At 29.9% G+C, this 13,788-nt stretch carries 18 protein-coding genes; 2 read left to right on the top strand and 16 right to left on the bottom strand.

All coding sequences use genetic code 11. The features are described from left to right. The first annotated feature begins 70 nt into the window (after positions 1-70). The gene (locus BR82_RS0105475) at positions 71-1,831 is read left to right on the top strand and encodes an ABC transporter ATP-binding protein (protein WP_034864208.1); all 1,761 of its coding nucleotides are present in this window, start codon (positions 71-73) and stop codon (positions 1,829-1,831) included. Further along, positions 1,824-3,557 carry an ABC transporter ATP-binding protein gene (locus BR82_RS0105470; protein ID WP_027089372.1) on the top strand — a complete coding sequence of 578 codons (1,734 nt, stop codon included), beginning with the start codon at positions 1,824-1,826 and terminating at the stop codon, positions 3,555-3,557. Before BR82_RS0105475 ends, BR82_RS0105470 begins: the two co-directional genes overlap by 8 nt. 725 nt (positions 3,558-4,282) lie before the next feature. Here the strand turns inward: BR82_RS0105470 and BR82_RS0105465 are convergent. The 16 genes from BR82_RS0105465 to BR82_RS0105395 form a co-directional block, all read right to left on the bottom strand. Continuing rightward, positions 4,283-4,900: a flavodoxin family protein gene (locus BR82_RS0105465; protein WP_027089371.1), complete on the bottom strand. Its 618-nt coding sequence runs from the start codon at positions 4,898-4,900 to the stop codon at positions 4,283-4,285. Next, positions 4,900-5,571, bottom strand: coding sequence for a DUF4405 domain-containing protein (locus BR82_RS0105460; RefSeq protein WP_027089370.1), 672 nt, complete (start codon positions 5,569-5,571; stop codon positions 4,900-4,902). The genes BR82_RS0105465 and BR82_RS0105460 overlap by 1 nt, the downstream gene beginning before the upstream one ends. A 56-nt stretch (positions 5,572-5,627) precedes the next feature. Continuing rightward, positions 5,628-6,311, bottom strand: coding sequence for a flavodoxin (locus tag BR82_RS0105455; RefSeq protein WP_034864221.1), 684 nt, complete (start codon positions 6,309-6,311; stop codon positions 5,628-5,630). Between the two features lie 274 nt (positions 6,312-6,585). Beyond that, complete coding sequence (locus BR82_RS15200; protein ID WP_051592752.1) at positions 6,586-7,161, bottom strand: flavodoxin; 576 nt, start codon at positions 7,159-7,161, stop codon at positions 6,586-6,588. A 299-nt stretch (positions 7,162-7,460) separates the two neighbouring features. Next, positions 7,461-7,637, bottom strand: a complete 177-nt coding sequence (locus BR82_RS17000) for a hypothetical protein (RefSeq protein WP_154659606.1) — start codon at positions 7,635-7,637, stop codon at positions 7,461-7,463. Next, on the bottom strand, positions 7,630-7,770 hold the full coding sequence (locus BR82_RS16995; protein WP_154659605.1) for a hypothetical protein: 141 nt from the start codon (positions 7,768-7,770) through the stop codon (positions 7,630-7,632). Before BR82_RS16995 ends, BR82_RS17000 begins: the two co-directional genes overlap by 8 nt. Before the next feature lie 30 nt (positions 7,771-7,800). Then, a complete protein-coding gene (locus BR82_RS0105435; RefSeq protein WP_027089367.1) occupies positions 7,801-8,019 on the bottom strand; it encodes a hypothetical protein in 219 nt (72 codons plus the stop codon). Beyond that, positions 7,994-9,154 (bottom strand): iron-containing alcohol dehydrogenase, encoded by a 1,161-nt coding sequence (locus tag BR82_RS0105430; RefSeq protein WP_027089366.1) that lies wholly within the window; start codon positions 9,152-9,154, stop codon positions 7,994-7,996. Before BR82_RS0105430 ends, BR82_RS0105435 begins: the two co-directional genes overlap by 26 nt. Before the next feature lie 4 nt (positions 9,155-9,158). Continuing rightward, a complete protein-coding gene (locus BR82_RS0105425; RefSeq protein ID WP_051592751.1) occupies positions 9,159-9,818 on the bottom strand; it encodes a flavodoxin in 660 nt (219 codons plus the stop codon). A 37-nt stretch (positions 9,819-9,855) separates the two neighbouring features. Then, positions 9,856-10,584: a carboxymuconolactone decarboxylase family protein gene (locus BR82_RS0105420; RefSeq protein ID WP_240474512.1), complete on the bottom strand. Its 729-nt coding sequence runs from the start codon at positions 10,582-10,584 to the stop codon at positions 9,856-9,858. A 309-nt stretch (positions 10,585-10,893) separates the two neighbouring features. Beyond that, positions 10,894-11,487 carry a flavodoxin family protein gene (locus BR82_RS0105415; RefSeq protein ID WP_027089363.1) on the bottom strand — a complete coding sequence of 198 codons (594 nt, stop codon included), beginning with the start codon at positions 11,485-11,487 and terminating at the stop codon, positions 10,894-10,896. Between the two features lie 34 nt (positions 11,488-11,521). Then, positions 11,522-12,205 carry a flavodoxin gene (locus tag BR82_RS0105410; RefSeq protein WP_027089362.1) on the bottom strand — a complete coding sequence of 228 codons (684 nt, stop codon included), beginning with the start codon at positions 12,203-12,205 and terminating at the stop codon, positions 11,522-11,524. 11 nt (positions 12,206-12,216) lie between these two features. Then, the gene (locus BR82_RS17415; protein ID WP_205618729.1) at positions 12,217-12,492 is read right to left on the bottom strand and encodes a cyclophilin-like fold protein; all 276 of its coding nucleotides are present in this window, start codon (positions 12,490-12,492) and stop codon (positions 12,217-12,219) included. Positions 12,493-12,504: 12 nt separating this feature from the next. Further along, positions 12,505-12,891, bottom strand: a complete 387-nt coding sequence (locus BR82_RS17410; protein ID WP_205618730.1) for a flavodoxin — start codon at positions 12,889-12,891, stop codon at positions 12,505-12,507. A gap of 24 nt (positions 12,892-12,915) precedes the next feature. Beyond that, positions 12,916-13,251: an NADPH-dependent FMN reductase family protein gene (locus tag BR82_RS16290; protein ID WP_051592750.1), complete on the bottom strand. Its 336-nt coding sequence runs from the start codon at positions 13,249-13,251 to the stop codon at positions 12,916-12,918. After that, complete coding sequence (locus tag BR82_RS0105395) at positions 13,248-13,589, bottom strand: hypothetical protein (protein ID WP_027089361.1); 342 nt, start codon at positions 13,587-13,589, stop codon at positions 13,248-13,250. The genes BR82_RS16290 and BR82_RS0105395 overlap by 4 nt, the downstream gene beginning before the upstream one ends. Positions 13,590-13,788 lie beyond the last annotated feature (199 nt).

Raw genomic sequence — 13,788 nt, 5'->3', positions numbered from 1 at the left:
ATGAGAAACTTTTATAGTTTCTCAAAAAAATGGTTATGGGTTAGCTTTAGCTAACTACAGGAGGGATAATATGCAAAAAGAAAAATCTATACTTAGTTATTTGGCTGAATTTGCCAATCCATATAAAAAACTTTATATAACAAGTGTTATTTTGGCAATATGTGGTGTTGCCTGTAGCCTCGTGCCTTATTTCATTATGGGAGATGTTGTCAGTAAGCTCATTGCTGGAGTGAAAGAATTTCATGTTTATTTAAAAGATGGTTTAATAATGAGTATTTTTTGGTTAGGGAAAGTTGTTTTTCATAGTCTTTCTACATCATCATCTCATAAAGCAACTTTTCAGGTTTTAGGAAATATGAGAAAACTTGTTTGTCAAAAATTATCACAAGTTCCTTTAGGAAAAGTCAAAGATATGCCAACTGGTTCATTAAAAAATATTATCGTGGAAAGAATTGATAGTATTGAAACGACGTTAGCACATGTCCTACCAGAATTTACTGCCAATTTATTAGCACCATTCATTGTTTTTATTTATTTGTTGTTTATTGATTGGCGTATGGCTCTTGTTTCTTTAATCAGTCTGCCTCTTGGTTTGATTTGTTATATGGGAATGATGATTGGATATGAAAAAAGTTTTAAAAATACTGTAGAAAAAACAAAGATCTTAAATAATACTGCTGTTGAATATATTAATGGTATCGAAGTAATCAAAGCTTTTGGAAAAGCTCAAAATTCTTATGAAAAATTTAAGATTGCTGCTAAAGAAGGAGCGGATTGTTATATTGAATGGATGCGTCGCTGTAATGTATTTTTCAGTATAGCAATGGTATTAGCTCCATGTACAACAATTTCTGTTCTACCTATAGGTGCTTATTTCATGATGAATGGTTCTTTATCTTTACCTCATTTTATCTTATGTCTTATTTTATCATTAGGTTTGATTGCTCCATTGATTACTGTAATGTCTTATTCAGATGATATTGGAAAAATGAAAACGATCGTTGGAGAAGTGGTTGATGTTTTAAAATGGCAGGATATTGATAGACCCCTTAAACAAACACAAAAAATTCAAAATTATGATATTGAATTAAAAAATGTATATTTTGCTTATCATGAACAAGAAGTTCTTCATGGTATCAATATGTCTATTAAAGAAGGCAGTGTCACTGCTCTTGTTGGTCCTAGCGGTTCTGGAAAAAGTACGATTGCTAAGTTGATTGCTTCCTTATGGGATGTCAAATCAGGAAGTATATCTGTAGGAAACATCAATATTAATGAAATACCTTTAGATTATTATAATCAACAGATTGCTTACGTATCACAAGATAATTATTTATTTGATACAACGATTCGTGAAAATATACGTATGGGTAAAGCTAATGCCAGTGATTTGGAAGTTGAAGAAGTTGCTAAAAAAAGCGGCTGTCATGATTTTATTATGCAGTTAGAAAATGGTTATGAAACGATTGTTGGGGGAGCTGGCGGACATCTTTCTGGTGGTGAACGTCAACGTATTGCAATTGCTAGAGCAATGTTGAAAAATGCGCCTATCGTTATTCTTGATGAAGCAACAGCCTATACTGATCCTGAAAATGAAGCACTTATTCAAGCATCGGTCGCTCGACTTGTTGCTGGAAAAACTTTGATCGTTATTGCCCATCGTCTTTCAACGATTGCTGATGCTGATCAGATTTATGTTATAGATGATGGTCAAGTGATTGAAACTGGCACACATCAAGCACTTTTAAATAAACAAGGTCTTTATGCAAAAATGTGGGCATCACATATTTCTGTTAAAGATGTCAAGAAAGGAGAAATAGTTCATGCTTAAAATTTTTCAAAAGTTCTTTGCATTTTGCGGGACAGTCAATAAGCATAAATTTTATCGTTCGTTAGTTAATGGTATTATTCTAGCCTTTATGGAAGCTTTAAAAATTCCTGCTATTATGCTTGTTTTACAAGCGGCTCTCAATCATACATTAACAATGGATGTTATCTTACAAAGCTTCATTATACTCCTTTGTAGTATTATTATTGGTTCTATTGTTAAATATCGTTCAACAATTTTACAATGCGAAGCTGGTTATGGGACTGCTGCTAATAAAAGAATAGAGATTGCTGAACATTTGCGTTATTTACCAATGGGATATTTTAATAAAAACAGTTTAGGTTATATTACTTCTGTAACAACTAATACAATGGAAAATTTAGCTGATGTCGCAACTCGTGTGATTATGCTGACAACACAGGGGATTATTACAACTTTTATGATTACATTTATGGTTTTGTTTTATGATTATCGTATTGGTTTACTTTGTTTGCTGGGAATTTTTTTATTCTTTTTGATTAATAAAATGATGCAAAAAAGCAGTCAAAAAATTTCTCCTCAAAAATTGAAAACAGATACAGCAGTTGTTGAAAAAGTTATTGAATATATTCAAGGAATCAGTGAAGTTAAAAGTTATAATTTGACTGGTCAAATGTCTAAAGCCTTAAATCAAGCTATTGATGAAAATTCTAAGTGTAATACTGATTTAGAAATGACCTTTATTCCTTATTTAACTATACAAAATTTAATTATTAAATTAACTGGGGTGGCTATTGCTTTATTTTCTATTTATTTTTATCTTCAAGGAAGTATGGACCTTCTTATTTGTATAGGTATGATGATTTGTTCATTTATGATTTTTTCAAGTCTTGAACAAGCAGGCAGCTATTCTTCATTATTACGTACAGTTGATTTAAGTGTTGATAAAGCACAAAAGATTCTTGATCTTCCTGCAATGGATATTGATGGCGAAGACATTATTCCTGATAATTATAATGTAGATATAGAAAATATTGTTTTTTCCTATGATAATAAAAAAATCATCAATCATATCACTGCTCATATTCCTCAAAAAACAACAACAGCTATTGTAGGACCTAGCGGCAGCGGAAAAACAACTTTATGTCATTTGATTGCAAGATTTTGGGATGTTGATCAAGGAAGTATCAGTGTTGGACAAAGAAATGTGAAAGATTACAGTATGGACAGTTTAATGAAAAATTTTAGTTTTGTTTTTCAAAATGTTTATTTGTTTCAAGATACGATTGCTAATAATATCCGCTTTGGTCAAGTTGATGCTTCTATAGAACGTGTCAAGGAAGCTGCTAAAAAAGCATGTTGTCATGATTTTATTATGGCATTACCAGATGGATATGATACTATTATTGGTGAAGGCGGAGCTAGTTTATCTGGTGGTGAAAAGCAAAGAATCTCTATTGCTAGAGCAATTATGAAAGACTCTCCTATCATTATCTTAGATGAGGCAACAGCAAATATTGATCCAGAAAATGAAAAAGAATTGATGACAGCTATTGAAGCCCTTACTCAAGAAAAAACAATCTTTATGATTGCTCATAGATTAAAGACTGTACAAAATGCTGATCAAATCATAGTTATAGATAATGGACAAATCGTTCAATACGGAACACATCAGGAGTTAATTGCACAACCAGGTATTTATCAAAAATTTATAAATTCAAGAGAAATAGCTTCGGGATGGAAATTATAAATTGAATAAAATAAAACTGGATAATACAAGCTATATCTTGTAATTAACCAGTTTTTTTATGATAAAAGTATAAATAATATATCTTAAACTTGTTATAATTTGCATTCATCAATTTACTTATTTCAATCATAATATAAATCAACATGCCATCCAATCTATCTACAATTTTATTATCAATCAATCCTCTAATAATACCAATAACCCTATATTACAAAATCTCGTTTTGATAAGATAGATACTATTTTAAGTAAAAGCGACACTATCAAAAAACAGTTTCTAGCCAATAAGATCATGAATTTATTAATAATATTGTAAATTCACTAAATTAATAAAAATTCATAACAAAAAAAGTCTCATCAGGAATCTACACATTACTTCCAGTAGTTCTTGAAAGACTTTTCTATTTTCATCTAAAACAGTTAAATTCATTTATTAAATATCTAAAATTTTATTTCATATTCAAAAACATATTTATAATTTAATGAGTAACTCTTTGCTCTTAATTCATCATTACCAATTGTATAGACTCTACTTTCTACAATCCGGCATGATCTAGCATTTTCAATCGAAAAAGATAATATTTCCTGAATTATCAGCTTTCTAAAATACACCACAACTTAAAATAATTGTGCAAAGGAAACATTTGGGTATGATGTCTTTTTAGGTTAAATAAGTTATAAACTTATTAATAAATTACGAAACATTATCATTTTATTCTTTTAAAACTATCTTATAAAATGAGTATGCACACTTTTTTCTTTTTCAGGAAGTCCATACTTTTCTTTCCCTAGCTGGATACTTTTTATTAAAAATGCCATATTCTTCCCCAGTACCCGCATCGTTTGTAGTCCTTCTGCATCTTTTCTTACATCCTCAGGAGTATATCCATGAACACTATTCCAATATTGACTAGAAACAACCGGCATCGAAGAAATTGTAAAATATTTGTTTAATTCATCAAATGTTGCTGAACAGCCTCCTCGTCTTGCTGAAACTACAGCTGCGCCAACTTTCATTGTTTTATCACACTGACTACTATAAAACAAACGATCAATAAAAGAAACAAGGGTTCCATTGGCAGAAGCAAAATAAACAGGTGATCCTATCACGATACCGTCACATTCTGTAAATTTTGCTGCTACATCATTAACATAATCATCAAAAATGCACTTTCCTATTTTTTTACATTGACGACATCCAATACAGCCGCGAATATCTTTATTTCCTACCTGAATAATTTCTGTATTGATATTTTCAGCATTTAAAACCTTTTCAACTTCCTGCAGTGCTGTATATGTACAGCCTCTTGCATTGGGACTGCCATTTATTAAAATAACTTTCATTATTCTTTACTCCTTCTATCCCTTATTTTTTTTAGTATTATATATCCTATTCCTATATATAAAAAACTAATGAAAAGATATTCTTTAATAAAATTTAAAAAATTCATTTGATAATCAAAAAATACAAAATTTTCTATCGAAAACATATACATATAGATTCTATTTTTTATAAAAAAGAACAACCCTATCAAACATATAACAACTGGTAAAAATTTATAAAAAATTAACTGTGTATAATAAGATAGATTATCAAACTTCTTTTTTATTGGTATGAGGATCATATGCCAATGGAATCCCAAATGAACAGACATCATAACAAATCCCCAATATGAAGCAATCATATGAATTCTTCTAGCCAATGAAATCGATCCAAATGAAGGAATAAAACGAAAAACATAATTAGACATCAACATTCCACTTATTCCTAAACACATTACATCTATAAAAAGAATAACATTTACAAAAGTCATTAATTTTCTTGGCAATTGATAACGTCTTTTTAAGATGCTTTGATGCCACTTCCAATTCAATATATGATGAACAATAAAACAAAGAAGAGTAATTGTTCCTAACAATTCATGTAATTGTTGACCCGTCAAATGAAAAGCCATCAATAATAATACTAAAACAAACATCATAATATCCAAGCTTCTCATCAATTTCCTTTTCATCTATATCACCACCTATAATATACGAAAGCTGCTCTTTTAATAAGTAATTTCTTTATTTATTTTATTTGAAGTTCATCTAACCATTCCTTAATTTCATTATCACAAGACGCCACATCATTTCTTGAAATCGATAAACCATTTGAGATAACTGTTGCATTTGGCTGTAAGTCAGCAATTACTCCAATCGTTCCTGAAAAACCACTACCACCATGTGTAGTAAATGGAATAATTGTTTTATCAGTAAAATCATATTGTTCTAAAAAAGTATACAATGGCATTGGTAGATCAGCATTCCAGTTAGGATAACCAATAAATACTGTATCATATTCATCAAAATTATCTATCTCATTTTTTAATTCTGGTCTTGCATCTTCACTACGTTCTTCATAAGCAAATTCCAATAACGAATCATGTGTTTCGGGGTAGGTCTGGACTGTTTCAATTCTATATAAATCATCACCCATTTCCTGTGAAATGATATTTGCAACATATTGGGTATTCCCTACAACACCATCTTCAGTCGCAACTCTACTTGCTGAAGATGATGTATCTACACCATCCATTTCCGGTACTGAAAAATAAACAACTAAGATTTTATCTGCTGTGATCTGTGTATCATTTGAATTCTGATTTATCTGCTCAGTTGTGTCAACTGTATTTGATCGCTCATTATCTGATGAACATCCAACCAATGATACAGTAAACATTGTCACTAACAATAGTTTAATTATTTTTTTCATCATATAGTTTCTCCTTACACATTTTTGCTACATTCATAAACTTTTTTTAAAGCAGAATCTCTTTATCACTAAATCGATTTCATTTCTTACTTTTCAATCGGTTAAACAACCACTATATCCATTGCTAAATTGATAAAATAGAAATAAATACATAAAGATAAAATGACTGCTCTTTTGTAATATCATCAGCAATCAACTTTCTTGCAATCATGATAAAGTTAATCGCTAGATGATTTGTCAAAATTAATATGTTTTTTATACATATTTGATTACTTTATTCTAATACTCTATCTAACCAGCTAGATATTTCATCATAATCATTAATTCGTAAGCCCTCTTTCACATTTGCTTGATCTTGAAGATCATCAAATACATCTAAACTTTCTTCTATACCATCACTACTGCTTGTACAAAAAGGAATAACAGTTTTATCAGTAAAATCAAACTGATGAACAAATGTGTTGATCATTGCCGGAGCTTTTTGCCACCAGATAGGATAACCAATAAAAATAATATCATATTGATCAATACTATTAATAGATAAAGTGATTTCAGGCTGTTCCCCATTGATTATCTCATTTTCAGCTATATCATAAAAATCATTTGGATATGCTTCTTTTCTAGTAATTTCTACCAATTGCCCACCTGTCTGTTTTTGAATTTCTTGAGCTGCTTTTTCAGTATTGCCACTATACGAGAAATAAGCAATAAGAATATCTTGATCTGTAGCTGTTACAGTTTGTTTTGAATCCTCTGAGGTTTGATTTTGTTCTTTTTGATTTGTTTGACTACATCCCGCTAGAGTCAGCGTAACAAACACAGCTAATAAAAACGATAATACTTTTTTCATTTTCAATTCCTCCTAAAAATTTATTTCTTGATTCAACAAAAGCCATCTTGTATATTCCAAATATGATCTAAGATTATTTCAATAATAATCTGAATTACATTAATTAAGATAAACCTATTTGAAAATATCTAACAATAATTACCTATTCAATATTTATAGTTATCTTCAGCATATATATTTTCAACTAAATAATTTTCTATATAACTCATTGCTTCTTTAAAATTATAATCATAAAACCCATGGTCTGCTCCTTCAATCACTTTTAATTGAGCAGATAAATAAACATTCTCTGCTTTTTTTTAATAAGATAGCAATACAACACTATCAGCATCACTATGAATGATAAGAACATCATTGTCATAAGAAGATATTTCATCATAAATATCATAATTCAACAATTTTTCAAAATAGACTTTTCCTACCCTCATCCATAGATGATAATAATTATCTGGAATATCATCAGTACTCTTAAACAAAGTCTGCGCATAATCCACCACCACAAAAATCAAAACAATAAACCCCATAGCCTAATTTTACAAGTTCCTTAGCATACTGAACACCACTTTCATGATAACCACTAAGACCATGACAATAAATAATTATTGGCACCTTCTTATCAATATACAGAGGTCTATATAATTAACCATATATTTGTTGACTATCCCTACTTATGTTTAATTCCTGCATAATATATGATTGATCTGCAAGAATGGTCAGATCATCATCCTTTTCATCTACTGATTCATTATTTTGAATATTACACCCTAAAAATAAGCATATTAATAAAACAAATAGAAATCTTAGATATTTCTTTTTCTTTATTTTACTGTCATTATAAGCATTCTTTAAGAATTTCAAAGATTTCATCTCTTTCAAATTTCTTTGCACATCCAGCTGTTAAATTACAAGTATCAGCTACTTTTCTTAGCATCTCAACATCATCAATATTAATTTCTTTTAATGTTGCAGGAAGTCCCATCTCTTTAATAAAATTAGTTAAAGCATCGATCCCTGCTAATGCTATTTCTTCAGCTGTTTTATCAGCTGGATCAACATGCCAAACTTCTTTGGCTAGTCTTACAAATTGTTCCAATCCTTCTTTGTACATATGGCGATATAATACTGGATGAATGATTGCAAGCCCCTGTCCATGATTACAATCTGTATATGCTCCTAACTGATGTTCTATTTGATGTGCTTGAAAATCAGTAACCTTTCCAATTTTTAAAATACCATTTTCTGCCATCGCAGAAGCCCACATCAATTCACTTCTTGCTTCCATATCATATTCATCAACTAACAACTTTCGCATATTTTCAATAACTAACTGCATAATTGATTCGTTGATTCGATCTGATAAATTAGGAATTCTAGGAGTTCCTAAATATGTCTCCATACAATGACTTAATGTATCGAATGCCCCTGAGATAACCTGCTTCATTGGTAATGATTTGGTATACCAGGGATCTAATATTGCAAAATCGGCCTGTGTTCCAACGATCGGTCCTTTCCACATTTTTTCTTCATGTGTAATGACTGCTCCGGCATTCATTTCAGCACCAGTTCCACTCGCTGTAACGATTGCTCCCATTAAGATACCAGTAGTAGGAAATTTTTTATCAACATACTCATAATCAAAAATATCCTGATCCAATTTTGCTTGAGCTGAAATAATTTTACAGCAGTCAATTACAGAGCCTCCGCCAACTGCTAAAATAAAATCAACTTTTTTATCTTTAGCCAATTTAGCCCCTTCCTGCACTTTTGCATATGTAGGATTAGGCATAATACCTGAAAAATCGACAACTTCTTTTCCCGCATTTTCTAAGATTTCTTTTATTTCATCATAAATTCCATTCTTTTTTATTGATCCGCCACCATAAGCAAGCATCACAGTATGTCCTGCTTTTGCTAATTCAGCTGGTAAATTTTGTTTTGCTGCACCTTTTCCAAAATAAGTTTTTGTTTTTAATTCATAATTAAATGTATTCATCGTTTTATCCTCCAATATTTATTTTTTTTAACCATTCATCTATTTCTTTTTCATTTGCCTGTTCCATTCTTACCCCTTCAAGTATATGAGAATGAGGGCATATTTTTTGTATTGATTGAACACTTTCATCAATCGATGAACTTGTGCTTGTACAAAATGGAATAATTGTTTTTCCCCTTAAATCATAGTTTTCTAAAAATGTATCAACTGCCATAGGTTCTTTGTACCACCAAATAGGATATCCTAAATAAATAACATCATAATCATCTAAATTTTCTGGCATGTTTGATAAATCTGGTTTAATATTTAAATATTTTTCTAACCAGGCTCTTAAAGAGGTAGCAAGAAATGGGGATCTATAGCTTTTTGAAACTTGAATTGAATATAAATCATCGCCAGTCTTCTCTTGAATCATCTTAGCAGCTATTTCTGTATTACCTTCTATGTGATCATTTTTTAAATTTAAACTTGCATGGGTACTAACATCGATCTCATCATCATAATCTAAAGCATTTGATCTTGAAAAATAGATAATGATCGATCTTGAATCTTTCTCACCTTTAACAATGTTTTGTGTTTCATAATGCAAAGAACTTCCTGTCATACAATAAATAACGATACCAGCAAGAACCAAAATAATGACACCTAATATAACTAATATCATTTTCCTTCCTCTTTGATACTTCATTACACTATCCCCATTATTTTAATTTTGAAGCTACTTCATCAATAATAGCCAATGCATTTAATGATTGAGGATAGCCAATATAAGGCATACATTGTTCAACAACCTGATACAGTTTTTCTTTATCATTTCCTACCCCAAAGTTTCCCGCAGTATGTCCTCTTAACTGATTTTCACAACCACCCTGTGCTAAAATAAAACAAAAAGTTATCATTTCTCTTTCTCGGTCATTAAGTCCATTTCTCGTATAGTAATCTCCAAAACAATTAGAAGCTAGCCAACGATTAATATTTTGCCTTGGTCCTGTATCTTTTTGTCTATCAGCCATTTGCAAACCAAATAATTCCACTTGTTTTGCAAGCCCTTTTTCAAATCTTGATTCTCTATTTGTTGTACTCTGAGCTGGTAATGGTAAAGAAATTCCATATTCTTTCATAATTTCATTCGTCTTTAATAAATAATCAGATATTCTCCCAATGCCTAAATAAGCAGCTGCTTGGTAAACAGTTTCCTTAATAGCAACAGGATCAATATTTGAATCTAATGCTACATGAAGCATATGACAATATTCTTCCATTCCTTGACAGCCTAATAGGACTGATAAAATACATAGCATTCTCTCTTTCTCTGATAAATTACCAGCATTCAAGACATCTTCTTGTAAAAAGTTTTTAATAATATCTACAAATTCTGGATCAGTAGTTATAAATTTATTATTAAATAATTGTGCTTTTTGTTTTTTCACCTTTATATTTACCTCCTTGCTTTCTTTTACTACAATGTAATTGTATCAACCGATTGTAAGAATCGGTCAAGTACTATTTTCAATTTTTTTAAAATTTTATTTACACAACTTATAAAACACATAAATTTTTAATCTGCTATAAGATTAGCAATATATTTTTCTAAATTTATTGATTTATAAAAAATTTTTGATCATAAAATCAACAACAAAATCTTTACAAAAAGTTTTACATAGTTAAATCAGATACTAAAACTATCTTTAATGTAACAAAAGATGAAGATCAATTATAAATTCTTCATCTTTTACTATTTATGTAGTTGTATATACTGTTGTTAACCACCCATCAATAAAATAACCGATTTCCTCAGTTTCAGAAATTTCATCACCATTAAAACCTAAACCAGGTAAAATATCTGCTCCTTGTAGATATGATCGCATCGTACTTTCAAATAAATCATGATCCATTCCTCCTACCCAATAAGGTGCTATATCTAATCCAGAGAAATCATATTGCTCCAAAAAATTTATCATTGATTCACTAGGTTGATTATCTATCACTACATTTCCTAATAATATCAAATCATAATCTTCTATTTGACAGCTTTCAATACGATCGATTTCACAAATATCACATACTATTTTTTCTTGTATCATAGAATTAAAAGTCTCAAGAGAACCACAAGCACCATCGTACAAAATCAAAATATTTCTTTCATTTTCAAATATGATATTAGATTCTATTTTTGGTATTTCATGAATATTCAAGATATAAGCTGACTCATCCTGTTCATTATTTTGAAAAGAAGTTACATTATATTTTAATAATACAGATCCTTGAATAATAACTGTAATAAAAACAATTAACCTAAATATCACATCTCTTTTTAGAAATTTCTTTTTCATCAACGTTCCCCCATATTAAATAACATTTATAAAATTACTGACTAACTTCATTGATCCATTCGATGATTTCTTCTCGATCATTTTGAACACTGCTGCCACTTGTTGTATATCCATCTAAAACTGTAGCATTTGGACATAAAGCCTCTATCTCACTTATTGCATCAGAAAATCCTGAACCACCTGATGTATTAAAAGGAATTATTATTTTGCCTGAAAAATCATATTCTTCTAAAAATGTATAAAGAGGCATTGGCATACCATACCACCAGTTAGGGAAACCTAAATAGATAACATCATAACTATCAAAATCTTCAACATGTGATGCTAAAACTGGACGTGCATTCTTATTTCTTTCACCTTGCTGTTGATCAACCAGCTCATCATAATCAGCTGAATATTTTGTTTGTGTCTCAATAAGAAATTTATCTCCACCTGTTTGTTCTACAATAACATTAGCAATATATTCGGTACTTCCAACAAGTATATCTCCATCTACAATTACGCTTGCTGATGAAGAAGTATCAACATCACTAGGAAAATCTGTATTACCTACTCTTGAAAAATAAGCCACAAGAATTTTTTGATCTTTTTCTGTTTGGTTACTTGTAGTTTCTTCAGTTTGCTTAGTATCACCCTGTAATGATGAAGGTTCTTCATTTTGGGTATTTTGACATCCGACCAACATCAATACCATAAGAATCATTAAAATCTTTTTCATTATTTATCCTTCTATTTTGTATTAAATGTTATATCTTCTTTTGAAGAGAGTTCATGAAATATTTTTAAATCTGATGTTACTTTTCCTATAACATAGACTTTCATCGTTAAATTAGGATTATCTGATTGATTATAGAAAATAGCAAGTGAGTTATTTGTGGGACAATAAGTAATGTCACCATTTTCAAAAGAAAGTTGTCCTCTACCTTGTACCGCTATTGTTTTATCAATCGTGCCATAAAATTCTCTATTGCCATAATGAACCATTGAAACAGTAAGTGGTAACATCGTTTTTAATTGTTATGCCATTTGACTATCATTTAATTGTCCATCTAATTGATAATCACCAATTTGTATACTTATTTGACTACTATCATTGATATTTAAATCAAGATCATCAAGCCATTGTTCTATTTGACTTTCAGATTCAAGGATTTCTTGAGAATCAATTGCAATTCCTTCTAATACATTTTTGCTTTTTGAATATTCCTGAATTTCGTCATAACTGTTCCCGCTTCCATATCCATTATGGCTGCAAAATGGAATCACTGTTTTTTCACTTAGATCATATTTTTCCATAAACAAGCGAATTACTTGCGGGATTCCTGTCGCCCATACAGGATAACCAATAAAGATAATATTGTATTCGTCAATTTGTATATCCTGTCCACTTATTTGAGGTAAGATATCTTGATTTTGCTCACGATGATTTTAATCAATAACTTCTTGAAAATCATCAGAATATTTTTCATCTACCTCAATCAAGTACTTATCGCCACCAGTTTTTTCTTGAATCAAATTAGCAGCATATTCTGTTATCCCTAGACGTTGATTTTTATCAATGACAATGCTTGCTGAAGTTAAAGCATCTGTATTTTCATTATAATCAGCATTTCCATATAAACTAAAATAAGCTATAAGTACTTTTGTCTTATTTTCTGCAGCATCGATCTGATGATTATCTAATGTGTCTTCTTGAACTTGACAGGCTGTTATGGTAAATACAAAACAAACAGCTAAAATAATTTTTATAATCTTTTGTATCATATCTTCTCCTTTTGCCATAATTTTTCTTTTTCATAAATCATATAATCTATATCATCTAGTTTCTTTTGATACGAATGTAATTGTTCGAGGATCAAAACTCGAACTTTTTTTAAAATGTCTGTTTGTATATCTTTATTGGTGTAATATTTCACCAGTTCTTGATCATCCAAACCCAATTTCATTAAATTGACCATTTCTATTACTTGACGAACGTCATCGTCATCAAACTCCATCTGACCATTAATAGTAGATACATTATCCAATAATCCTAATTTTTTAAATTTAAATATATCCTCCTGCAAAATGTAATAACATTTTGTTAAATCTTGAATATTCATTACAAATAAGCACCCCTTTTTTATCTACTTTTATTTTAAATACTAATATTAATTATGTCTAATACTTAAAATAAATGCATTTAATGCTTTTTAAGCATAAAATTTTAACCCATTATTGAAATAAAAAAGGAAGCATTGAAATCATTGTATTAATCAATAAAATCAATTCTTCCATATTCTTTCTAAATCTAAAACAAGA

This window comes from Thomasclavelia saccharogumia DSM 17460 (assembly GCF_000686665.1).
GTDB classification, from domain to species: Bacteria; Bacillota_I; Bacilli_A; order Erysipelotrichales; family Coprobacillaceae; genus Thomasclavelia; species Thomasclavelia saccharogumia.
Note: the sequence above shows the minus strand (reverse complement) of the source record. Positions and strands in the feature narration are given on the sequence as shown.